Here is a 22,740-nt window from a genome sequence, read left to right on the forward strand (position 1 = left end):
TCAACTGGATGCGCTCTTATACTGTGCTAGTTCAGGGCTGTCTAACAAAGAAAACTTGTTCTGAGGATAAAAAAAATCACTGATTGAGCCAAAGTTGCTTCCTTATCGTATCAAGGGGGATAGGGGATACAGAGGAGAATAGGATGAAGCGACTAGGGTGTGTGCTACTGTCATTGACGTTGTTGTCTGCTTGTAGCCGGTCGGTGCTGGACTATCGGGCAGAGTTGCCCGAGTTACGGTTGGAGCAGTTTTTCCAGGGCTCTGGCCGTGCCTATGGTGTGTTGCAGGATTGGCGTGGTCGTCAGACTTTACGTTTTCATGCCGATTTGTGCGGTGTCTGGCAGCAAAACCGCGGAGATTTGTACGAAGTGTTCTATTTCAGTGATGGCCGGGTTGATTACAGGCATTGGCAGTTGCAGCTGCATGCCGATGGACGGGTCAGTGGCCGGGCGCATGATGTGGTAGGGGAGGCCTCGGGTCAACTGGCCGGCAACTCATTGTATTGGGAATATAGGCTGCAGATCCCATACCAGGGGGATACCATGGATGTGCAGGTACGGGACTGGATGTATCTGGTGACACCGCAGCAGATCATTAACCGCACCAGCTTGCATAAATTCGGCTTTAAAGTAGCCGATCTGACACTTTCATTGCAGCAACTGGATGTGAATGCTGACTGTACTGACTTACGTTTACAGCTTGAACAACTGGCCGAGGCCGCTGCGGTTTAATGCTCTTTTCTGTCTTGCATCGACTCCAGCTCAATGTTGATCGCATCGCAGGAAATCTGAATTTCATACAAAGATAAGGCGAGGCTAAGAAGTAAAGCAACTAAACTGGCTGCAAAGCTAAGCTGACCGGCCAGCTCCCACTGCAGAAACAGAAAGAACATCGACAAGGTACAGAGCAAAAAGCTAAGCACACCGTAAGCTTGCATTGAGCGTATAAGCACAATGCGTTTTTTTAGATTGGCAATCTGTCGAACCACCAACTTGCGTACTTGCTCTCCTTCCCGCTCATTCAGCTCCCGGATCAGTTGTGCTAAGACTAAAAAGCGGTTGGTGTAAGCCAGCAATAAGAGCGAAATGGCCGGAAAAAGTAGTGCTGGTGTCGTCAAAGTCATCGCTGAATACTCTCTGTTGGCAGATTCGCATATTTTGCCTGAAAGGATTACACTTAGTCGAATTTTAACGCAATGCGATCGCTCTGTCTGGCCGACCAGCAACAGAGTTTTTTTGTGTAGTAAAGAAGGCATCTTGGTTTGAATATGGCAATAAAACAAAAGCAACAAGCACCTGCAGTCCAGCCAGATACGCAACTTGAAACTTTGCTTGGTACCATGGAGACAGACTTAAGCAAGCTACTGGCAGATTTTTCAGCTCAGTTGGTGCAGCAGCAGCGACAGCAGTTGCAGCGGCTCAGCGACCAATTAAAGCAAAGCAGTCAGAAGCAATGGCAACAGCGCCTTATTGAGCAGGAGCAGGCCTATCAGAAGCTGTTTAAAGATTGGCAACAGGCCAGGCAGCAGTTGGATATGGCCATCCCCGAGGATCCGGCCCAACTGGAAACACTCAAGAAATCCCAACAGCAACTGGATCAGGCTATTCAGCAAAAAAAGCAGCTTGAGCAGCAGTTAAAGGAATTGCAGCAGGCGTTTGAAGCCCGGCAGCACAGCATTAGCCAGGAACAGCAGCTAAAAAAGCAGTTGGATGAATTTAAACATCAGCAAGTGGCAGAGCAAGCGCAACTGCAACACAGCAAAGAGGATGTAAAAGCTTTACGTCAGCAACTGGCGGAAGAAAAAAAACTGCGGCAGCAGGCAGAGCAAGCATCGGCTGACCAGGAAAAAGCGCTGAAATCAGAGCAGGAACGGCACACTAGGCTGCTGCAACAAACTCAGTCCGAGCTACAACAACTTCAGAATAAACAGGCTCCGGTTGAGCAGGCACTGGCTGAAATGACACAGCAGTTTGAGCAGTTGCGTAAGGCCTATGCGGAGTTGCAGACACAGCAAGATGCGCAAGCGGAAGCGCAAAAAGAAAAGCTGCAGGCGCTGGCAAAAGTGCAACAGGAGTTGCAAGACCTGAAGAAGCAATATGACCAGCTTCAGTTACAACACCAGCAAGCGACGGAACAGGCTGAGCAAGTCGCTGCAGAAAAGCTGCAGTTGCAACAGCAGTTGACAGCATTGCAGCCCGAACTTCAGGCCAGCCAGCAACAGCGACAAAGGTTAGAACAGCACAATGACCAGCTGCAGCAACAGATGCAGCAGCATTTGCTCCAGCAACAAGAGTTGCAGCAACGCTTTGATAAAACCAAAGAGCAACTACTGCATACGCAGAAACGGCTGGAAGTGCATGAACAGAAACAATTGGAGCAGGCAGACAATTCGCGCGAAACCATTCGGGAGTTGCGTCAGGAATTAGAACACAGCCAGCAAAACCAGCAAGAGCAATTGAACGCGCTGCAAGAGCAACTGATAGAGTACAAATTGAAGTTCGAGTACGCGCAGAAACAATTGCAACAAAGCACTTAAAAAAGGCCGGTGGATGCGTGAGCCCGATTGGCAACTGGTGTATCATGCCGCCTCCGAGTTTGAGGCGGCTCTGCTGGTTGGTTTATTAGCCAGCTATCAAATAGCAGCGCATTATCAGGGGCAGCTGTTGCTCGGTGCCGTCGGAGAGCTTGCACCTACCGATGTTCAGGTTGGATTGTGGGTGGCGCCACGTCATGTTGCACAGGCGCAACAGATCTTGCAGCAAACCCGGCAATCGGGTGGCGCAGATTGGTGCTGCCCGTGCGGGGAAGACAATGCTGCAGGGTTCGAGTTATGTTGGGCCTGTGGTCGGGATAAAGATGAAAGCAAATAATTTTCAACGCTTGCGGGAGCTTGGTTTGTACCAGCAAGTAGCAGTTGCGGCTACGCTGATGGAGCGAATGCTGCCCAATTACCAGCTGTTTGCCGAGCTGATGAACTTTGGCAATAGCACATTGGTTCGTCATAGCCTGGACTTGGTCTGGGAATGGCTGGCCGTTAAAAAAGCCAAGATTAATTTTGCTCGCCTAACAGATGAGTTGGCCGAGGTGATCCCGGAAGTGAATCACTACGATTGTTTTGGCGTTTATCCGGCAGTGGATACCGCTACAGCGCTGGAAACCTTGTTGACTGGTATAGAGCAACGTGACAGTGCCGATATTATCAATGTGGCGAAAATTTCCCAGGCTTCAGTTGCCCGACTGATCGAGCATGAATCGGCTGAGCTGGATATCACCAGTGAAGCTGAGTTGAAGCAACATGTCCGCAAACACCCCTTGATGCAGTACGAAATGGAGTGCCTGGCAGAATTGATTGATTGGGTGTCTGAAATTCGTCAGTTTGATTGGGAGCAGGTAAAAAAGCTGAAGCTTTGGGTTGCCGAGCAAGGCGTCAGCAACCTGGGGATGGAATTAACTGTTGAGGATGGCAGCGATGAGCAATGATTTTGTCTTTGGATTGCACGCTGTGCAAGCCATCGTAGAGCGCTCTCCTCAGGATGTGCTGGAAGTCTTTGTCAGCAAAGAGCGGGATGATAAACGGATGCATCCGCTGGTGCAGCAGCTGCGCCAGCAGGGTATTGCGGTGCAGTTTTGTCACCGCAAAACGCTCGATAACCTGGTGCAGGGCCAGCATCAGGGCATTGTCGCCAAAGTGCGGTTGGCGCAGGCTGGCAGCGATGCTGATTTAATGGCCATTGTTGAGCAACAAGCGGCTCCTTTGTTGCTGGTGCTGGATGGTGTCACGGACCCGCACAATTTAGGCGCTATTCTACGCAGCGCCGATGCTGCTGGCGTGCATGCCGTGGTGGTGCCCAAAGATCGCTCGGTTAAACTCACCCCCGTAGTGCGCAAAGTGGCCTGTGGGGCAGCAGAAACTGTGCCCTTTATTGCGGTGACCAACCTGGCCCGAGCCCTGCGCCAACTGCAGGAAGCCGGTGTTTGGGTGATTGGTACTGCCGGTGAAACCGAGCAAACCCTGTACCAGACTGAACTGACTGGTCCGTTGGCTATTGTGCTGGGTGCAGAAGGCGATGGACTACGTCGTTTAACCCGCGAAACCTGCGATGCGCTGGTGAAAATCCCGATGCATGGCAGTGTCTCCAGTCTGAATGTGTCGGTAGCCGCTGGCATTTGCTTGTTTGAAGCAGTGCGGCAGCGCCTATTGTCGTAGTTGATTCCGTCATCAGCACAGGTCTTGTACTTGTGTTTGATGGCATTCCCCGCTATAATTCGCGCCCTTCGGCCAACACCAATGTTCCTTGCCTCCATGCAGGTCCGGCCGAGCCTGATCGAGGCTAATTAACCGTAAGGAGCTGCAATGCGTCATTACGAAATTATTTTTATGGTCCACCCGGATCAGAGCGAGCAAGTCCCTGGCATGATCGAGCGTTACACTGGCTCTATCACTGAAGCTGGTGGTACTGTTCACCGTTTGGAAGACTGGGGCCGCCGTCAACTGGCTTACCCAATCGAAAAACTGCACAAAGCGCATTACGTGCTGATGAATGTGGAAGCTCCACAGAACGTGATCGACGATCTGGAAACAACGTTCCGTTTCAACGATGCTGTGCTGCGTAACATGATCATGCGTACCAATGGTGCCGTGGTTGAGCCGTCACCAATGGCTAAGGTTCGTGAAGAGCGCCGTGAGCGTGCTCCTCGTGATTCTGAGCATCAGGCTGCAGCGTCAGAAGAGTAAGGGGTCATGGACAATTTGCTGGTGTGTGCTGGGCAAATTTGCCGTCAGCCTGCGCGCAGTGAAAGTCCGGCCGGTATCCCGCAGTTGAGCCTGGTGCTAGAGCATCGCAGCCAACAACAGGAAGCCGGATTAAATCGCCAATGCTATGTTCGCCTTCAGGTGGTCTGCAGTGGGGATTTGGTACAACAAACTCAGCATTTATTGTTGGGAGATATGGTGCGGGTGCAGGGCTTTTTAAACCGGCATCAGCAGCGCAACGGCCAGGCTAAACTGGTGTTGCATGCCCAACACATTGAACAAATTCGTTAGGAGATCGTGTTATGTCACGTTATTTTCGTCGCCGTAAATTCTGCCGTTTTTCTGCAGAAGGCGTTAAAGAGATCGATTACAAAGATATCGCTACTCTGAAAAACTACGTCACTGAAAGTGGCAAAATTGTACCCAGCCGTATTACGGGTACCAGTGCGAAGTATCAACGTCAGCTGGCTCGTGCTATTAAGCGCGCTCGCTACCTGTCTTTGCTGCCTTACAGCGATTCACACAGCTAATCGCCTGGTTTAACCGAATACTGAAGAGGTATCCCAATGAACATTATTCTATTAGACAAGGTCGCTAACCTGGGTAGTCTGGGTGACCAGGTCGCAGTGAAAGCCGGTTACGCACGTAACTTCCTGTTCCCACAGGGTAAAGCTGTTCCTGCAAACAAAGCTAACATCGAAAAATTCGAACTGCGTCGTGCAGAGCTGGAAGCCAAATTGGCTGAAGGTCTGGCCGCTGCGCAAAAGCGTGCTGAGCAAATTGCTGCGCTGGAAGAAGTGACCATCGCTTCGAAAGCCGGTGATGAAGGCAAGCTGTTCGGCTCTATCGGTACCCGCGATATCGCTGACGCTATCACCGAAGCTGGTGTAGCGGTTGCTAAGTCTGAAGTGAAGCTGCCACACGGCACGCTGCGCGAGACTGGCGAGTTCGACATCGACCTGCAGCTGCATGCTGAAGTCACTGCAACCGTGAAACTGGTTGTTGTTGCTGAAGCCTAAGCCGTCTGGTTTGAAAAAACAGGCAGTCTCTTCGGGGCTGCCTTTTTTTATGGCTAATTTTTCCTGCCTTGCTTTTTATTCGCTGCACCTCGGGGTAGGATGGCAAGGTCACTTCATCGTATTTTGGAATTATGCAAAAGCAAAAAGATAAGCAGGTTGCTGCGATAAAAATGCCACCTCACTCCATCGAAGCCGAGCAGTCGGTGCTGGGTGGTCTGATGCTGGATAACGAAGCCTGGGATCGGGTGGCGGAAAAAGTGGTGGAGCAGGATTTCTACCTGCGTGCACACCGGATGATCTTTAATGCCTTAACCAAGCTGGCCGAACAAAACCAGCCGATGGACCTGATTACAGTGTCGCAGGCACTGGAACAAAATCAGCAACTGGACGATGTTGGCGGCTTTGCTTATTTGGGCGAAATCGCCAAAAATACGCCCAGTGCTGCCAATATCCTGGCCTACGCCGACATCGTGCGTGAGCGGGCGGTGATCCGTGACATGATAGGCGTGGCGCACGATATTGCCGATGCCGGCTATGATCCCCAGGGACGTACCAGCGCCGAATTGCTGGATTTTGCCGAAACCCGGGTGTTTAAAATTGCCGAGCAGCGGGCCAATGCCAACGAAGGGCCTGAGCCGATCCACGATATTCTTAGTAAAACCATTGAGAAAATTGATGAGCTGTTCAGTAAGCCACACGATGGGGTGACCGGGGTGTCGACCGGCTACGTCGACCTGGATAAAATGACCAGTGGCTTACAGCCATCTGATCTCATCATCGTTGCAGCCCGTCCATCGATGGGAAAAACCACCTTTGCAATGAACCTGTGTGAGCATGCGGCCATCACCAGCGATAAGCCGGTATTGATTTTCAGCCTGGAGATGCCCTCTGAACAAATTATGATGCGGATGCTGGCCTCGGTAGGCCGTATAAACCAAACCCGCATTCGAACCGGTCAACTGGAAGATGAAGACTGGGCACGGCTGTCCTCAGCCATTGAACTGCTGAACACCAAAGGCAAGATGTACATCGACGATGCATCCGGCCTGACACCGACCGAAGTGCGCTCCCGTGCCCGGCGGGTGGCGCGCGAGCATGGTGGTCTGAGCATGATCATGGTCGACTACCTGCAATTGATGACGGTACCAGGGCTAAGTGAAAACCGGACTCTGGAGATTGCCGAAATTTCCCGCTCCCTAAAAGCGCTGGCCAAAGAGCTGAAAGTTCCGGTGGTGGCGTTATCCCAGTTGAACCGAAGTCTTGAGCAACGGGCGGATAAACGGCCGGTGAACTCGGATTTACGGGAGTCCGGCTCTATTGAGCAGGATGCCGACCTCATTATGTTTATATACCGGGATGAGGTGTACAACGAAGACAGTGCAGATAAAGGCTCGGCCGAAATTATTATCGGTAAGCAGCGAAACGGGCCTATTGGCCGGGTGCGGCTCACTTTCCACGGCCAGTATTCCCGCTTTGATAACTATGCCGGCAGTTACCGCTTCGACGAGGATTAAGCATGCTGCGTAAACCGGTCGCTCGGATTGATGTATCGGCGTTAAAACACAACCTGGCGCGGGTGCGTGAGGTTGCTTCAGGCTGCAAGGTATTGGCGGTGCTAAAAGCCAATGCTTATGGCCATGGCATGCTCAACGTTGCTGAGCAGTTGCAACAGGCCGATGCTTTTGGTGTGGCCCGGCTTGATGAAGCGCTGGCGCTTCGGGCCGGTGGTATTGTGAAACCCATTGTGCTGCTGGAAGGATTTTTTGATGCCGACGAGTTGCCACAAATCGTTGCCAGCAATTTGCAGGTGGTGGTGCACCAGCAAGAGCAAATCGACGCCATTCTGGCCGCCGAACTGGATGCACCGATCCGGGTCTGGCTGAAAATGGATACCGGCATGCACCGGCTAGGCTTGCCGCCAGAACACTACCAGGCTGCGCATCAGCTCTTATCACAAAGCCCGAACTGCTCACCTGGTATCCGGCTGATGTCGCACTTTGCCTGTGCAGATGATCTGGCCTGTCCGGATACCACAGAGCAGCTGCAGCGTTTTCACCATTGGACACAGGGACTCAGTGGAGAGGTCTCACTGGCAAACTCTGCTGCAGTGCTTGGTTGGCCGCACAGCCATGGCGACTGGGTTCGCCCTGGGCTGATGCTGTACGGCGTGTCGCCTTTGCTGGGCAAGCAAGGCGCTGAACATGACTTGCAGCCGGTGATGACGCTGTGTAGCCGGGTGATTGCCGTGCGCGATGTGGCGGCTGGTGAAACCGTTGGCTATGGCTCGGCCTGGCAGGCGCAGCAAGCAACCCGGCTGGCTGTGGTGGCGATAGGCTATGGCGATGGTTATCCGCGTAACGTACCCAATGGTACTCCTGTGCTAATGCAAGGCCGTCGCTTTCCGGTGGTTGGGCGGGTCTCAATGGATATGCTCACTGTCGATATCGGCGATGTCATGATCAGGCCTGGTGAGCAGGTGGTGCTGTGGGGGCAGGGCTTGCCGGTGGAGGAAATTGCGGCCCTGGTCGGGACCATTCCTTATGAGTTGCTGTGCAATATCACCCCAAGGGTAGATTTTAGTTATATGGGCGGTAATTAACCGCCCATATTATCGAAGCTGACTTCAATATGTACCTTGCCAAAATCAGAAGTAAAGGGCATTAAAATTTTGGGGCCATCGCATTTATGGGTAATGGTGTGTTCACGGCCTGAAACCACCACCGGTGTGGCCATCGAAAACTCATAGCCTTTCTCACCCAGGATCCGTTTGGCACCACCTGTCACCATATTGGTGATTTCGCCCACCATATCGGTCACTTCTTCGTTGATTTTTGCTGGCCGCTCGCCAAGCATGCGGAACATAATCTCCAATGCCAGTGACTCTTCAAAGGTAATAGAAAAAGAGCCTTTGGTTTCATTACCAACCATACCAATGAGACCGGAAACATCACCCCGCGCCACTTCATCTTTTTTAAGCCGTGGTTGGCCTGGGACTATTTTAGTGTTGGCCATGGTGCCCAGCACATTGACCAGGGACGATAGAAAAGGATTAACGAATTCAACATTCATGGAAAATAGGCCTGTCTGGTTAATTTAGATAATTCACAACAAGTTACTGATTAAGCGTAATAGAGTTTAGCCAATACACAAGTTTCCGTATACGGGAATACAGGACTAATGGTTTGCCTGGCAACGATGACAAATACCGTGTGCTTCTATCGTTTGTCGGCGGATACGAAAGCCTTCTTTAGCAGCTTGCTCGGTAAAAGCGTGATCCAGGCTGTGCGAGTGCAGTTCAGTGACATGGCCACACTGCTCGCAAATCAGCAATTGCGCCGGGTGTTGATGATCAAAATGCTGGCACAGCATAAACGCATTGCTGGATTCAATCTTGTGAATAAAGCCCTGCTCAGTCAGGAAGTCCAGTGCCCGGTAGATGGTGGCTGGTTTAGCTCCCGGCTCGGTTTGTTTTAGCTCTTCCAGCAGCTCATAGGCGCCAACACCGCTTTCTGTTTTTGCCAACAGACGAAATACTTTCTCGCGGATAGCTGTAAAACGACTGCCTTTTTGCATGCAGACCAAACGCGCTTTATCAACCAGAACTTCAACCGACATTACAGGCTCCTGTAGATTACTTCATTCAGTTTAACATAGTGGGCTAAAGTTGCATCTGGCAATTTCATGACAAAGTGCAGGGTTAAAAGCAAAGGGTTAAGCTGCCAGGTATACAAGCAGTTATGAGCAGTGATGGTTTAAACGGCTGAGGTATTGTCTGATTGTGAAAAGCAGCAGGGGCCAGAGCCCCCTTAGCTTTATTATGGGTTGATGCGAATACCACCATAGGACTTGATGGCTAGGTTAGCGTTACCTTTTAAACGTGCCGCTACTTCTTCTTCAAAGTCTGCCATGTATTGGTGGACATCATCGCGAAACTGTTCGTCGGCCTGAGTACGAGCAGTCACATCTGGGATGATATCAATTTCACAGGCCCGTTCGCAGAGCTTATGCGATCTGGGTAGCATGGCCTGCGCGACATCCATTTCTATTGTTGAGAGAATTGCTTGTTTGCAGCTAAGTTGCCGATAAAGGTAAAAACAGGCAGTCACACTGCACATAATTGTTGTTGAAACAATAAGTGCTAACATTGATAAGCTTCCTTAATTTTATAAGATAGCAATGAGAAAATCCAAAGCCCAACTGCCAGCACAACCGCAATATTGATGGCTGGAACTCCATATTTGTAAATACTAGCAAGCAGATCGGTCTGGAAGATAATACGATCAAAATAACGTGCTGCTTGTAATGAAGCTGAAGCAACCATGCACAGCGCAATGTATTTAGTTAAGGGTTCGACCACCCACTTATTAGATGAATGGGTAATTACAATCACAGCTAATGCTATAGTATCAATCACAATCCAAGTCAGATACCACAAGTTTCTGGCCAAGTATTGATCTGACATCTGCAAAATCATAGGGGCTAATTTATCCATAACTAGAACTGCTATAACCCAGATCAGTAGTGTGAATCGTGATGACTTTCCAGCAGTTAAAAACATGGCTAATATCAATGAAATCACACAAAATAGCCAAAAATAGCTGGCTGCACCAGTGATAAAAGACCCCATGTATTCTCCTTAAGTTATCCGCTTTTCGCGGGTGGTTCATTACCCCAGCCGTGTCCAAGTGGTTGTGCTTGCTGACCACCTGAATCAGTACTTTTGGCTTCTGCAGACAGCTTTTGCAGCGCTTCTGCAGACAAGGTCACTCTATCGCTCTGGGTTGCAGGCTGTTGTTGGATGACGGCAGCATTCTGTTGTGTTTCTACTTTGGTGCTGTTAGTCGGGTTTTGCAGCGTCTGTAACGACGGGTTATTACTGATCTCCATAAATACTCCGTAGCTTGGTTAGAACATGACAACAGCACTACTGTACACCAGTACCGGGTAAATTGGTTCCGATAAAAATCTGATATTTTCCTGCGCAGCATGTTTTCGTCATGCTGGTGCTTTGGTGTACTCGCTTCAGTGCGCCGTTCAGTGGTAAAATAGTCAGCTGTGTTGTTGTCTGAGAGATTGTTTTGACTACCGCCATTGATCACACCTTTTCCATTGCCCCGATGTTAGATTGGACAGACCGGCATTGCCGCTATTTTCACCGCTTGTTGTCGCAGCGGGCGGTACTTTACACCGAAATGGTCACTACGGGCGCTATTATTCATGGCAAAGGCGATTATCTGGCTTACAACGAGCAGGAACACCCACTGGTGTTGCAACTGGGCGGCTCGGACCCTGCGGATATGGCGCACTGTGCCAGAATGGCTGCCGAGCGTGGCTACGATGAGGTCAATATCAATGTTGGTTGCCCATCGGATCGTGTTCAAAACGGCATGTTTGGCGCTTGTCTGATGGCGCGTCCGGAGCTGGTAGCGTCTTGTGTAGCAGAAATGAAGCTGCGGGCCGATATTCCGGTGACGGTAAAAACCCGTATTGGTATTGACGAGCAGGACAGCTACGAGTTTTTAACTACCCTGATAGAACAATGTGCAGCGGCTGGTTGCGAACATTTTATTATTCATGCCCGCAAAGCCTGGTTAAAAGGCTTAAGCCCGAAAGAAAACCGCGAGATCCCACCGCTCGATTACCCTCGGGTGCATCAATTAAAGCGGGACTACCCGCATTTAAGCTTTTCGCTCAATGGCGGCCTAAAAAGCATCGAGGCTTGCCAGCAGCAACTGACTGATTTGGATGGCGTGATGGTGGGCCGTGAGGTCTACACCAACCCCTGGCTGCTCAGTCAGGTTGATGAACAGCTCTATGGTGAGGCTGCTTTTGTTAAAACGCCCTTTGAGGTGGTGGAGCAGATGATTCCTTACATTGAACAGCACATGCAGCAGGGGGCTCGTTTTTGGCAGATTGCCCGCCATATGTTAGGGCTATTTCAGGGCGTGCCTGGTGCCAGGCAGTGGCGACGTACTTTATCGGAGCGAGGTCACTTGCCAGAATCGGGACCTGAATTGCTGTTATCCGCATTGGCACAAGTGCGCCGTTGAGCGGGCTGTTACATTCTTCCCATTCTGTGGTGAATTTGACTAATTCAGTGGTCATATTCGCTAATCATGAATAGTGCAACTGGTTCATCATCAGTAAAAAAGTCATGGTCGATTGTAATGGATTGATTTTTATGGATAAATATCAGTATCCAAAACTTGGCACAGCGCTTGAAATACCTTGATTGTCATAGTGACCAAACAATCAAGGAGAACGACCATGAACCCCAAAATGATGCTAACTGCCGCTGTTGTTTTTTGTGCCACTGCTTTTGTACCGGCCCAAGCCAATGAGATCAATATCAGTCAGTTGATGACAGATTTACTGCAAAAACAAGCGGTAGAGTTGCAAGAGCAGCTAAGTCGCTCAGTCAAACAGAGTTTGCAGCAAATGATTGAGCAGGCCGCTCCACAAGTTGCAGAAAAAGTAGAGTTGTCGTCCGAAACAAACAAGCAAGAGGCTGCTGAATAATGCTATTTATTGACGAGTTGCTCTTGTTGCTATTAATACCGGTAGTGAGCATGCTGCCACTGGTTGCTGTATGCTCCTGGTTACTACCCAAGGCGGAAGGTTAAGCCCACAATTGCAGTACGGGCTTAACCGGTAGTGCCAACTTAGGCTTCTAATGCATGCTAGTGTTCTGACTTTTTCTTCGCTTGTGTTGTGCGAAGACTAGTACCCCGGCAACAGAAAGGATATGCTGTAGTCCTCTGTATTTCATAATAAAGAGGGTGCTATGAAAGTACTAGGTTTGTTATTCCTCAGCTGTTTACTTCTTTTACTACATCCAGCCATTGCAACGCAGCCTGTTTCTATTGAGGCGGATGATGTTCTGGTGCGGGTACCTATGCCTGGCCGGACAGTCACGGCTGGCTACCTGACCCTACGTAATAACAGCACCCAAATGCGGCAGCTGGTCGCAGTGCAGTCGGATGCTTTTAACCGGATCGAACTCCATACCCATACCCACGTAGATGGCATGATGCGAATGGTTCAGGTGGATGCAATTGATATCGCGGCAGCGGGGGAGACCGTATTACAACCCGGGGGCTTGCATTTAATGTTGTTCGAACCGACAACATCCCTGGAAGAAAATGAATTGGTGACATTGCAACTGCAGTTCGATGATGGCACTCAATTACAGGTTGATGCCAGATTAGTGTTACCACCACGTCGTTAAGGGACTCTTGATGAAAGCAAAACATGCGATGTTTATACTGCTTCCTGCGCTACTGAGCGCACCAGCCTATGCCGATTTTTTTGCCGTTAAAGTACAGCTGGATAGCTGGCAAGCCAGTGCTGATGGTTCTTTTGGGCAAACCGGGGCCAGCAGCCCCTTTGATTTTCGTAGTAAAAACCAACTCAGCCTGGGCATGGCGCTGGAACATCCTATTCCTTTGTTGCCAAATCTGGCGGTTCGTTACCAAAACCTGAAGCACTCAGGTAGAGCAGAGTTGGCACAAACCTATGCGCTGGGCGGGCAAAGCTTTGCGGTAGGATCTCAGCTGAATTCAACACTGGATGTATCACACCTGGATGCGATCTTGTACTACGAGCTACTGGATAACAGTTTGTTTGAGCTGGATTTTGGGGCTATGGTTAAGCGTGTTCATGGTGATGCTAAAGCACATAATCAGGCTGGGCTTAGCGGTGAGCAGTCGATCAAGGGCAGTATCCCTATGCTTTATACGGCTGCACGTCTTACCTTGCCGGGTACTGGTTGGCAGCTGTTTGCTGAGGCAAATGGTGTGACCTCCGGCCGGCATCAGGTGCGTGATATTTCGGCTGGCCTGGCATTTCAGTTGGTCGATATGATGCTGATGGATGCTGGTGTTCGCTTGGGGTACCGTTCCAGCAAGGTGGAGCTGGATAATATGCAGGGAGTGTCGACCAATATGGATTACTCGGGGGTTTTTGTCGGCTTTGCCGTCAACTTTTAAGAGCCGGATAAAGCGGTATTGTCATGGGTAGAGGGCTGGATGAATAGATTACTCGGCATGGGGTTGCTGTCTGTGGTGCTCTTTACCGCCTCTTTATCTTTTTATCAGATACATCAGCAAGTTCGTCTGGATTTTCAACAGCAATTGCAAAGGATGAATCAGCTACTGGCAAAGGCGACGACTCTGTTGTTGCTGGATGGAGGGGAGCAGGATATTAATATGCTTTACTCGGTCGCTCAACACCAGGCATCTTTTCCTGTGGTGTCCATCACTATGTTCGACAATGAACAAGCGGTGATCAGCTCGACAGGATTAAATCCTTTGCTAGAACAGCCTGATGCCAGTTGGTTTGCAGAGCAGCATCAACTGCATTGGTTGCATCAGGACCGAGTGTTATCCAGCCTGCCAATTCGTGTTGAGCAGCGTATCGAGGGATACTTGCTGCTCGAAGCTGGTAGTCCACCATTTCCATGGTCTTTGTGGCTATGGCAACTTGTGATTTGGTTAGGGCTGCCCTGTTTGCTGCTGGGGTTGTGGCTGCATGCCAACCGTCAGCGACATCAGTTGCAGCAAGGCTTGAGTGACACTGAGCAGGCTGCAATGCGTTGGTTAGCCGGTGAGTCTTTGCTGCCTTTAAGCCGGCAGCAGCCTTTTGCGGAAACCTTGTACCAACTGACAGACTCTATAGAGCAAAAGCAACTGGCACAAGAAAACAAGCTGGCACTGTTGTCTGAGCAGCAACTGCAGGCCAGGGAGTTGGAGCTAAGCTTTACAGAGCAATCTCAGCGCTATGAGCAACAGCAGCAGCAACTGAAAAACACACTGACTCAGTTGCAACAAAACCATGCGCTGTTATTGCGTCAGTTGCTGTTGACACCTGCTCCCTGGCAAAGTCCGATGCTGGCCGACCTGGTCAGTAGTGAAGAACTCACTGCAACAAAGCAGCGGATCATGCTGGCAGACTGGATTGCAGCACAAGCGCCCGGCTGGCGAGACTCTGTGCGTCCTGAACAGCTCTTAACGCTGGAAGAAGACCTGCTTGCTTTTGAGTTTGAGCTGGATTGCGTTTCAGCAGCGCTTGCACTCTGCTGTCGGGCTTTAGTGAGGTTATGTTGCCAACATACGCTGCATAGCCAGTTAAGTATGCAATGGCAGTTGCGTCCGACTGAAAACTTATTGCACTTTCGCTTGGTGTTGCGGGGGGAGTCGTTACCTGCAGCAATTTGCCAGCAGTTAGAGAGTAGCATTCAAGCAGAGCAAGCAGCGTTTTTAACTGATACCCAGCTATTCCTTCGTGCCCGTAGCTTGCTGCAGGCAGAGTTGACCGTTTCTTCGCTGGATGAACTGGGCAGTTCGATACAGCTTACAATACCTTGCGTTTATCATACTTGCAGCCCAGTCAATAGTGAAGATAAGCTCTATGTCTTGTCTGAGCCTGTGCCATCAGTAACCCCGCAATTGCAAAGCCTCAAATGCCTGAGTCGACAATTGGTGCATTGTCAGAATCTGTCAGAATGGCAAGATATTACGAATCAACCACATAGCCTTAAGGTGCTGCTATTACCAGAGCCTGACTCTGCCCACACCGAGCAATGGCTTGCCTGGCTAAAGGCAAGCAATACCATCGGGCTAAGTAGTGCTTCGCATTTCGCGTACTGGCATGCTAAGCGGCCAGGCTATGTTTTGGCCATGCCAGTGAGTGCTGTCGAGTTGCTACGTGCCCGCCAAAGCCTGCCGCCAACCCAGGCAAACCCGTTCCGGCTTTTGGTGGTGGACGATAATGCGACAAACCAAGCCTTTATTCAAGCGATGCTGGCTTCTACTTCGATTGAGTTGTCGGCAGCAATCAATGGCCAGGATGCGCTTCAGCAGTGCCAACAGAGCGAGTTTGAGCTGATTCTAATGGACATTCAGCTGCCAGATATGTCCGGCATGGAAGTTACCCGGCAATTACGTCAGTTGCCAGCTTTTCAGCAGATCCCTATCCTTGCTTTTACCGCTCATGCACTACCAGACGAAATTGAGCAATTTAAGCAAGCCGGTATGGATGATGTACTGATTAAGCCTCTGGATGCTGAAAAAATAGCTCTGCTTATGAACTGGTGTCAGCGCCAAGCGGACACTCAGTAATGGTAAAGTAACGGCTTAACAGTTGCTGCAAGGCATCAAGGTAATGGGGTTGAGGTTGCAGGCTAAGCAGAGGCAGTAACTCGTCGCCCAACGGACTGAATTTGTAATATTGCAGCACCAAGCCACTTTTTCGGGCCACACATTGCATATGCTGCTGCTGGATTGTTAGCTGAAAGCTGTCCCCTTTTGCCAGCTCACCACTTTCAATCTCGGCATGATGCAATAACCCCGTATCCATCAGGCTAAGAATATCCGGATAGCTGAGTTTAAATTGGCTGAGATTAAGCAGAGCCTGACCCCGTCCGGTTAACAGCTGATACAAGGAAGGGCGCTGGAAAACACCGAAATAAATACGACCCGAGCCTTCGGCACTGTTTCGGCTGCACAGGCTTGCTGCTTGCTGCAAAGCCAGGGCTTCTTTGTGACTCATCTGTTTTAGCATGTACAGGGTTTTCAATGAGAACTGACCTGGCTCTGCAATTTCACATGCCAGAATTTTTGCCCATATCTGTTGCATATTACGATTTGCGATATTGAGCGCCAGCTCACAGTAATGATGAAACCAATCCGGATCTACTTCTCTGTCTACAACGTATTCAGGTGCATAGTCTGCGCTTAATGCGATAATACGCTCAAGGTTTAATTGCTGCCGCTCTTGCTGCATTCGCAGACGCCTTTGCAGACGTTGTTGCAAAGGTAAATGATCGATACCGGTTTGCTGGCTCAGTTGTACACCGGCATAAGCCGCAAGGCGCTGGTACTTCATTGAGAACGGTTGTTTTCGTTTGGCTGGGCGGTTTTTTTGTTGAGTGGCCTGCCTGGGCTTGGATGAACCAGTTGCTGGTTGTACCGCAGCCAGTTCATTTGTTGTTTTTGAAGGAGTTACTTTAGTCATTTATCTAAAGATTGTGGCAAGCTCGCATACTGTTGATACTCGCAGTTGAGTCAATATTATGCAAGTGTTTAAGGGGTTGGGATGCAAAGTGTTCTTTGCAGGCCCTAAGCAGAGGATCCGGCATTAATTCCGTGATATTTATAATGAAACAGGCTGTAAGACATTGCGATTAATGGATCTGAGTATATTATTAGTAAGACGTGGTATGGTTATCAGTGCTCGATAACAGCTCGAATGTGGTAAATAAGGACTTTGCATGGCATCAGAAGCAAACCAAGATGATTTTCTGTTCCTGGCGGATGATGCCGAGGAAGCAGATGCACAGGATCATCCAACGGGTGAATGGCATCTCCTTATTGTGGATGACGATGATGAAATCCATACGGTAACCAAATTAGCACTGTCTGATGTGGTGTTGGAAGGCAAGCGCCTGGTCTTTCATCATGCGTACTCAGGGAAAGAAGCCATTGAGTTTCTGCGCCGACACGACAACATTGCCCTGGTGTTGTTGGATGTGGTGATGGAAACCGATGATGCCGGCTTAAAAGTGGTGGAACAAATTCGGGACGAGCTTGGTCTGGAGGATACCCGTATTATTCTTCGAACGGGCCAGCCGGGTTATGCGCCTGAAGAAAGTGTGATCAAAGAGTACGACATCAATGATTACAAAACCAAGACAGAGCTGACTCGCAGTAAGTTGGTAACCACCATTATCGCTTCGTTACGTTCGTACCAGCAAATTCGAACCATCAATCAAAATCGTGTCGGCCTGCAGAAAATTATTAATGCGGGTGCCAACTTGCTAGAGCAGCATTCACTGCATGAATTTTCTGAAGGCGTGGTTACTCAAATTGCTTCTTTGATTGGCTTAGATGCCGAAGGGGTGCTCTGCGCTCAAATTGAAGATGATGGCAGCAATGCTGATACCATCTACGTACTGGGCGCCGCAGGGCACTATGCGCCTTTTATTAAGTGTCGGTTGGAGCGGATAAACAACAAGCGTATTATTCAGCAAATCAATACTTGTCTGCAGGATAAAAAAAACATTTTTACCGAGAAAGACACTACCCTGTATCTGGGAGCAGAACACCATTGTGCGGCGGTGTACCTGGAAACCAACCGGCCGATTGAAGACTTTGATCGCCAACTGATGGAAGTTTTTCTGAGCAATATTTCTGTTGGCTATGAAAATGTCACCTTATTCCAGCAATTACGCCATGCCGCCTATATAGATCCCCTGACTAAAACCCCAAACCGAAACGAATTTACTGCCCTGTTAGCCGAAACACGTAAGTTGGGGGCCAAAGACAGTGTGGCAGTGCTGATTGATATTAATCATTTTTCCGATGTGAATGATGGTTTAGGGCAAGAAGTTGGTAATGAGTTATTAATTGCTATTACACAGCGGTTGGTGCAGGAATTTGGCAACGATGCACAAATTGGACGAATTGGCGCCGATGTGTTTGGCATGATTGGGTCGGAGAAAGTACTGACACCAGAGGCGCTGGATGTACTCTTTCTGGAGCCGTTTCAAGCTTCTGAACACAGCTTACAGGTGGATGCAACCTATGGCTTTTGCCGCTTAACCGAAAGTAGTGAGCAAGGCTTAACGATTTTAAAGCATGTCTATATTGCGCTAAATCGGGCGAAGAAAAGCATTAGCCGTAATTATGAGTTCTACCAGCAGCAGATGGAGGATGAAACTGCAGAGCGTCTTGCTTTACTGCGCACCTTGCGGCAAGACTTTGCTCAAAATCGTTTGCAGTTGTGGTATCAGCCACAAATTTGTCTGAAAAGCCGCAAAGTTATTGGTATGGAAGCGCTGCTACGTTGGCCACAACAAGGTGGAGGCTTTGTTTCGCCAGCCGTGTTTATTCCTTTGGCCGAGTATTCCGGCCTTATTGTTGAAATTGGTGCCTGGGTGCTGCAGCAGGCTTGTCTGCAGTTAAAAGAATTAGAGCGGCTGGGCTACAAAGGGCTGCGTATAGCGGTTAATGTCTCCATGCCACAATTCCGTAGTCCGCACTTTGTTGAGTCGGTGATCCATTGTGTCAATGAGCTCCAGGTCCGGCCTGAGTTATTGGAGCTGGAAATTACTGAGTCGGTGGTCATGGACGATCCGAAAGTCGTGATTTCAGCACTTAAAGAGCTGCAAAGTTTTGGTATTAAAGTAGCAATTGATGACTTTGGTATTGGTTTTTCCTCACTGAGTTACTTACAGCAACTCCCCTTGGATCGGATTAAAATTGACCGGACTTTTGTCAATGACATTGAAAAAAGCAATGGCGCAGCGATTGCCGAGACCATCGTAAACTTAGGAAAACGCTTAGGCTTGCACACTATTGCTGAAGGTGTGGAGACCCTTGCTCAGGAGCGGGCTATTTTAGCCATGGGCTGTGATGAAGTGCAGGGTTTTTTGTATGCTAAGCCAATGGCTAAGGATGAACTGCAGGCTTTTATTGCACAACAAAAGCAATGAGGTACTTAGTAAAAAGCCGGCAGAGCAGAGAGCTTTGCCGGCTTTTTTGTGCGCTCACTTATACCCTGAACTGTCGCGCCACCTGCTCTAAGCTTTGAGCCAGACTTGCCAGCTCACTACTGGCTTTTGCGATGTTGTTGGTACTGGCTGCGCTGTGCTCGGTATGGGTATAAATATCATCCACGTGATTCACAATGGTGGTTGCCATTTGCTGTTGCTCTTTGGTTGCATCTGCAATCTGTTGATTCATCAAGCGGATCTGATGAATGCTCTGGGTTATCAGGCTTAATGCTTCCCCAGCCTGATTGGCTGATGCGACACTTTCATCTGCCTGGCTGGTGCTTTGATCCATCTTTTGCACTGCTGAGCGTGCTGCACTTTGCAATTGCTCAATGGTCTTTTGAATTTGTTCGGTAGATGCCTGGGTCCGGGATGCCAGCGTACGGACTTCATCCGCGACTACTGCAAACCCTCTGCCTTGCTCACCGGCTCTGGCTGCTTCAATGGCCGCATTCAGTGCCAGCAAGTTGGTTTGCTCAGCAATGCCTTTGATAACATCCAATACGGCCCCTACTTTGTTGGCATCGTTTTCCAGCTGGGTAATAACGGTGGAAGCTTCTTGCACATTACCAGCAAGCAGCTTTATGTTGTCTACTGTCTGGGTCACGGTTGTCTGTCCACGATTAGCGGCTTCGCCGGAGTCATTGGCTGCATGCGAGGCTTCATTAGCACTACTGGCGCCAGACATGACGCTATGGTTCATCTGATCGACAGCTTGTCGGGCCTGGTTAGCTGCTTGTTGTTGCACCTGAATGGTTTTATTCGTATCGTCGGTCAGTGCATTAAGGTCTTTAGCCAGTGATGAAAGCGGCAGCGCAGTGTTGACGACATCTTTCACAATGCCCTGCAGTTTTTCCATAAAAGTATTAAACCAGTAGCCGAGATCGCCAAGCTCATCCTTGCTTTGTATGGTAATGCGCACCGTAAGGTCACCATCCTCTTTGGCCAAATCCCGCAGGGAGGCAATGATGCTGTTCAGGTTATTGCGAATGGCCAACACTATAGGAATGGCGGTACCAAATAGGACCACAGTGGTGATAAGGCCCATGAAAATACCTACCATGATTAAGCGGGACGCTTGCTGACTGGCCGCATCAATGGCAGCAGTAAAGTCTGCTTCTTTGACATCGCGAAAACTGGATAATAATTGCAGCGTCTGCTCATAGCTTTCATTCATTCGCTCACTGCGCTCTGCCAGAGTGGTGAAGTCAGCAGTGTTGTTAACCATTTCTTCCGAAATGGTATAAGCCGCCCGATAGTAACTATCAAAGCTTTGACTGATGGCACGAAGCTCCTGAGCAAAGCGTTGATCAAGTTGGCCAATACGCTGCAAGCTTTGCGTTAATTGCCCGGAAAATTGCTGGGCCACTAGCAATGAGTCTTCATCCCCTGTGGTGACGGCGCTGGCCAGTGACTCACTGATCCGCTCCAGCAACACCAGGCTGTTTTCTGCTGCCTGCAACACCGGGAATTGTACATCACGGGTGTTTTCAAGAGTGCGGGCGTTATTTTGAGCGGTGTTGGTAGCCAGTGCCAGATAAATTAAGAAACTGATGGTACCGATCAGCGGTATTAAGTAGATTTTCTTGGCGATTGAGAGCTGTTTCAAAAATTCCATAGAGTATTCGCCTCTTCAGACTTCGGGTGGGCTGTTTTTGTGCTTTTATCAGTATAGTCAGAAAGATGCGTTACGTGGCATGAAAGCCGGAAAAAATGAATAAAAGTTTGTCGTAGCAGATTGGCAGGTGATTGGCAGAGGTCGCAGTGACTCTCTGCCAGGGAAAGGCTTATGCTTTATTCGCACGCTCAAAAGAAGTGAGGATCTCAGCTTTGGCAGCGGCCGCATCGGCCCAGCCAGTCACTTTGACCCACTTACCCGGCTCCAGCTCTTTGTAGCGCTCAAAGAAGTGTTGAATTTGCTGCTTCAGCAGCTCCGGCACATCGTTGATGTCCTGGATATGGTCGTACAGCTTGGTCAGCTTACTCACCGGGACTGCAATGACTTTGGCATCTTCACCAGACTCATCCGACATATTCAGCACGCCAACCGGGCGGCATTTGATCACAGCACCTGGTACCAGTGGATATGGGGTGGGTACCAGCACATCGACCGGGTCACCATCCAGCGACAGAGTCTGATTGACAAAGCCGTAGTTGCACGGATAAAACATAGGCGTTGCCATAAAACGGTCTACCCAGACAGTACCGGTATCTTTATCTACTTCGTACTTGATCGGGTCGGCATTGGCCGGAATTTCAATGATGACATTGATTTCATCTGGCAGGTTCTTACCTGCTGCTACATCGCTTAAGCTCATGGTGCTATCCTATAGTGAATGAAATGTCGGCTATTATAGCGACAGCCATCGAAATGGCTATCCTCAATTGGTCGAAAGTGCCTTTTGATGGTAGGCCAAACAGGTCTCCACCTCATGGCGCGAGCCTAAAATGACTGCCACCCGCTGGTGGATGTCGTCCGGCTGAATTTCCAGAATACGTTCGGTGCCAGTGATGCTAAGGCCGCCGGCTTGTTCAATCAGCAGGCTCATCGGGTTGGCTTCGTACATCAGTCGTAATTTATACGGCTTGTTGGCATCCTTGTTGTCGGCCGGGTAGGCAAAAATGCCGCCGCGGCACAAAATGCGATGCACATCACCCACCATGGCAGCAATCCAGCGCATGTTGTAATTCTTGCCACGCGGACCTTCTTTGCCCAGCAGCAAATCCTGAATGTAGCCTTGCATCGGTGCCTGCCAAAAACGCTGGTTCGACATATTGATGGCAAACTCCGAGGTGTATTTCGGCAGGGTGACCTTATCTTCTGTCAGCAAAAAGCCGCCGTAGGTTTTATCCAGCGTATACATGCGGGTGCCCTTGCCGGTGGTCAGTGCCAGCATGGTAGAAGGGCCATAGAGCACATAACCGGCAGCGACCTGAGCGGTTCCTGGTTGCAGGAACATGCTGGCATCGTCGGCTTCTTTATCGACTGGTGCCGGTAAAATGGAGAAAATAGTGCCAATCAGGCTGTTGATATCGGTATTGGAGGAGCCATCCAGCGGATCAAAGGTCACCAGGTAGCGGCCCCTGGGGTTGCCGGCGACAATATCGTCTTCTTCTTCCGAGCTGATGGCTTTGACCACGCCGGTTTCCAGAATCACTTCTTTCAGCAATTCATTGGCAATCACATCCAGCTTTTTCTGTGTTTCACCCTGCACGTTTTCCGACAAGGTGGAGCCAAGCACCCCGGCCAATTCGCCCTGACTGACCCGAAAGGATATTTCGCGGCAGGCCGCCAGAATGGTTTTTATCAGGGAAATCAGGTCGCTATCGACACCATCTTGCTGCAGGACCGGAGAGATACGGCGCATGGGAATTCCTTTTTTTACTGTGTAGGTGAGGTACTGGTATTTTTACCC

27 protein-coding genes are annotated in these 22,740 nt (G+C 49.7%); 17 read left to right on the forward strand and 10 right to left on the reverse strand.

From position 1 onward, the window contains the following. Positions 1 to 143: 143 nt before the first annotated feature. Positions 144 to 731, forward strand: a complete 588-nt coding sequence (locus QWF21_RS03430) for a DUF3833 family protein (RefSeq protein WP_330086639.1) — start codon at positions 144 to 146, stop codon at positions 729 to 731. Here QWF21_RS03430 and QWF21_RS03435 read toward each other — a convergent pair. Then, positions 728 to 1,123 carry a DUF2721 domain-containing protein gene (locus QWF21_RS03435; RefSeq protein ID WP_330086640.1) on the reverse strand — a complete coding sequence of 132 codons (396 nt, stop codon included), beginning with the start codon at positions 1,121 to 1,123 and terminating at the stop codon, positions 728 to 730. The two genes, QWF21_RS03430 and QWF21_RS03435, sit on opposite strands and share 4 nt — an antisense overlap. Positions 1,124 to 1,267: 144 nt before the next feature. Here QWF21_RS03435 and QWF21_RS03440 point away from each other — a divergent pair, with 144 nt between their 5' ends. From QWF21_RS03440 to alr, 10 genes are all read left to right on the forward strand, one after another. Further along, positions 1,268 to 2,536, forward strand: coding sequence for a coiled-coil domain-containing protein (locus QWF21_RS03440; protein WP_330086641.1), 1,269 nt, complete (start codon positions 1,268 to 1,270; stop codon positions 2,534 to 2,536). A 13-nt stretch (positions 2,537 to 2,549) separates the two neighbouring features. Next, entirely contained in the window at positions 2,550 to 2,870 is a 321-nt protein-coding gene (locus tag QWF21_RS03445; RefSeq protein WP_330086642.1) for a putative signal transducing protein, read from the forward strand. Then, positions 2,857 to 3,480 carry a YjaG family protein gene (locus QWF21_RS03450; protein WP_330086643.1) on the forward strand — a complete coding sequence of 208 codons (624 nt, stop codon included), beginning with the start codon at positions 2,857 to 2,859 and terminating at the stop codon, positions 3,478 to 3,480. The genes QWF21_RS03445 and QWF21_RS03450 overlap by 14 nt, the downstream gene beginning before the upstream one ends. After that, entirely contained in the window at positions 3,470 to 4,207 is a 738-nt protein-coding gene (gene rlmB / locus QWF21_RS03455) for a 23S rRNA (guanosine(2251)-2'-O)-methyltransferase RlmB (protein WP_330086644.1), read from the forward strand. The genes QWF21_RS03450 and rlmB overlap by 11 nt, the downstream gene beginning before the upstream one ends. Positions 4,208 to 4,354: 147 nt before the next feature. Next, complete coding sequence (gene rpsF, locus QWF21_RS03460; RefSeq protein ID WP_091343369.1) at positions 4,355 to 4,735, forward strand: 30S ribosomal protein S6; 381 nt, start codon at positions 4,355 to 4,357, stop codon at positions 4,733 to 4,735. Positions 4,736 to 4,741: 6 nt separating this feature from the next. Next, positions 4,742 to 5,044: a primosomal replication protein N gene (gene priB / locus QWF21_RS03465; RefSeq protein WP_330086645.1), complete on the forward strand. Its 303-nt coding sequence runs from the start codon at positions 4,742 to 4,744 to the stop codon at positions 5,042 to 5,044. Between the two features lie 11 nt (positions 5,045 to 5,055). After that, on the forward strand, positions 5,056 to 5,283 hold the full coding sequence (rpsR, locus tag QWF21_RS03470; RefSeq protein WP_091343326.1) for a 30S ribosomal protein S18: 228 nt from the start codon (positions 5,056 to 5,058) through the stop codon (positions 5,281 to 5,283). A 36-nt stretch (positions 5,284 to 5,319) separates the two neighbouring features. Continuing rightward, positions 5,320 to 5,772, forward strand: a complete 453-nt coding sequence (gene rplI / locus QWF21_RS03475; protein ID WP_330086646.1) for a 50S ribosomal protein L9 — start codon at positions 5,320 to 5,322, stop codon at positions 5,770 to 5,772. Between the two features lie 131 nt (positions 5,773 to 5,903). Beyond that, complete coding sequence (dnaB, locus tag QWF21_RS03480) at positions 5,904 to 7,286, forward strand: replicative DNA helicase (RefSeq protein ID WP_330086647.1); 1,383 nt, start codon at positions 5,904 to 5,906, stop codon at positions 7,284 to 7,286. A 2-nt stretch (positions 7,287 to 7,288) separates the two neighbouring features. After that, positions 7,289 to 8,371, forward strand: coding sequence for an alanine racemase (gene alr, locus QWF21_RS03485; RefSeq protein WP_330086648.1), 1,083 nt, complete (start codon positions 7,289 to 7,291; stop codon positions 8,369 to 8,371). Here alr and QWF21_RS03490 read toward each other — a convergent pair. From QWF21_RS03490 to QWF21_RS03510, 5 genes are all read right to left on the reverse strand, one after another. After that, positions 8,368 to 8,841, reverse strand: coding sequence for a chemotaxis protein CheX (locus QWF21_RS03490; RefSeq protein ID WP_330086649.1), 474 nt, complete (start codon positions 8,839 to 8,841; stop codon positions 8,368 to 8,370). The two genes, alr and QWF21_RS03490, sit on opposite strands and share 4 nt — an antisense overlap. A 105-nt stretch (positions 8,842 to 8,946) precedes the next feature. Continuing rightward, complete coding sequence (locus tag QWF21_RS03495) at positions 8,947 to 9,387, reverse strand: transcriptional repressor (protein ID WP_330086650.1); 441 nt, start codon at positions 9,385 to 9,387, stop codon at positions 8,947 to 8,949. A gap of 200 nt (positions 9,388 to 9,587) precedes the next feature. Continuing rightward, the gene (locus QWF21_RS03500; RefSeq protein ID WP_330086651.1) at positions 9,588 to 9,917 is read right to left on the reverse strand and encodes a hypothetical protein; all 330 of its coding nucleotides are present in this window, start codon (positions 9,915 to 9,917) and stop codon (positions 9,588 to 9,590) included. Continuing rightward, positions 9,911 to 10,399, reverse strand: coding sequence for a hypothetical protein (locus tag QWF21_RS03505; protein WP_330086652.1), 489 nt, complete (start codon positions 10,397 to 10,399; stop codon positions 9,911 to 9,913). The genes QWF21_RS03500 and QWF21_RS03505 overlap by 7 nt, the downstream gene beginning before the upstream one ends. A 14-nt stretch (positions 10,400 to 10,413) precedes the next feature. Then, the gene (locus QWF21_RS03510; protein WP_330086653.1) at positions 10,414 to 10,659 is read right to left on the reverse strand and encodes a hypothetical protein; all 246 of its coding nucleotides are present in this window, start codon (positions 10,657 to 10,659) and stop codon (positions 10,414 to 10,416) included. Between the two features lie 191 nt (positions 10,660 to 10,850). Between QWF21_RS03510 and dusA the strand changes: the two genes are divergently transcribed. From dusA to QWF21_RS03535, 5 genes are all read left to right on the forward strand, one after another. After that, entirely contained in the window at positions 10,851 to 11,822 is a 972-nt protein-coding gene (dusA, locus tag QWF21_RS03515; protein WP_330086654.1) for a tRNA dihydrouridine(20/20a) synthase DusA, read from the forward strand. A gap of 217 nt (positions 11,823 to 12,039) precedes the next feature. Then, a complete protein-coding gene (locus tag QWF21_RS03520) occupies positions 12,040 to 12,291 on the forward strand; it encodes a hypothetical protein (RefSeq protein WP_330086655.1) in 252 nt (83 codons plus the stop codon). Positions 12,292 to 12,556: 265 nt separating this feature from the next. Then, positions 12,557 to 13,000: a copper chaperone PCu(A)C gene (locus QWF21_RS03525; protein ID WP_330086656.1), complete on the forward strand. Its 444-nt coding sequence runs from the start codon at positions 12,557 to 12,559 to the stop codon at positions 12,998 to 13,000. A gap of 10 nt (positions 13,001 to 13,010) precedes the next feature. Then, a complete protein-coding gene (locus QWF21_RS03530) occupies positions 13,011 to 13,760 on the forward strand; it encodes a TIGR04219 family outer membrane beta-barrel protein (protein WP_330086657.1) in 750 nt (249 codons plus the stop codon). 39 nt (positions 13,761 to 13,799) lie between these two features. After that, positions 13,800 to 15,890: a response regulator gene (locus tag QWF21_RS03535; protein WP_330086658.1), complete on the forward strand. Its 2,091-nt coding sequence runs from the start codon at positions 13,800 to 13,802 to the stop codon at positions 15,888 to 15,890. On the opposite strand, the gene QWF21_RS03540 is transcribed toward QWF21_RS03535, so the two are convergent. Continuing rightward, a complete protein-coding gene (locus QWF21_RS03540) occupies positions 15,853 to 16,656 on the reverse strand; it encodes a TIGR03899 family protein (RefSeq protein WP_330086659.1) in 804 nt (267 codons plus the stop codon). The genes QWF21_RS03535 and QWF21_RS03540 overlap by 38 nt on opposite strands. Positions 16,657 to 17,041: 385 nt before the next feature. Between QWF21_RS03540 and QWF21_RS03545 the strand changes: the two genes are divergently transcribed. Beyond that, a complete protein-coding gene (locus tag QWF21_RS03545) occupies positions 17,042 to 19,264 on the forward strand; it encodes a bifunctional diguanylate cyclase/phosphodiesterase (RefSeq protein ID WP_330086660.1) in 2,223 nt (740 codons plus the stop codon). A gap of 58 nt (positions 19,265 to 19,322) precedes the next feature. Here the strand turns inward: QWF21_RS03545 and QWF21_RS03550 are convergent, their stop codons facing one another. From QWF21_RS03550 to QWF21_RS03560, 3 genes are all read right to left on the reverse strand, one after another. Continuing rightward, positions 19,323 to 20,942, reverse strand: coding sequence for a methyl-accepting chemotaxis protein (locus tag QWF21_RS03550; protein ID WP_330086661.1), 1,620 nt, complete (start codon positions 20,940 to 20,942; stop codon positions 19,323 to 19,325). Between the two features lie 169 nt (positions 20,943 to 21,111). Continuing rightward, positions 21,112 to 21,642 carry an inorganic diphosphatase gene (ppa, locus tag QWF21_RS03555; RefSeq protein WP_330086662.1) on the reverse strand — a complete coding sequence of 177 codons (531 nt, stop codon included), beginning with the start codon at positions 21,640 to 21,642 and terminating at the stop codon, positions 21,112 to 21,114. Between the two features lie 63 nt (positions 21,643 to 21,705). After that, positions 21,706 to 22,692, reverse strand: a complete 987-nt coding sequence (locus QWF21_RS03560) for a class 1 fructose-bisphosphatase (RefSeq protein WP_330086663.1) — start codon at positions 22,690 to 22,692, stop codon at positions 21,706 to 21,708. Positions 22,693 to 22,740: the final 48 nt, after the last annotated feature.

Source organism: Alkalimonas mucilaginosa, assembly GCF_036327005.1.
GTDB classification, from domain to species: Bacteria; Pseudomonadota; Gammaproteobacteria; order Enterobacterales; family Alteromonadaceae; genus Alkalimonas; species Alkalimonas mucilaginosa.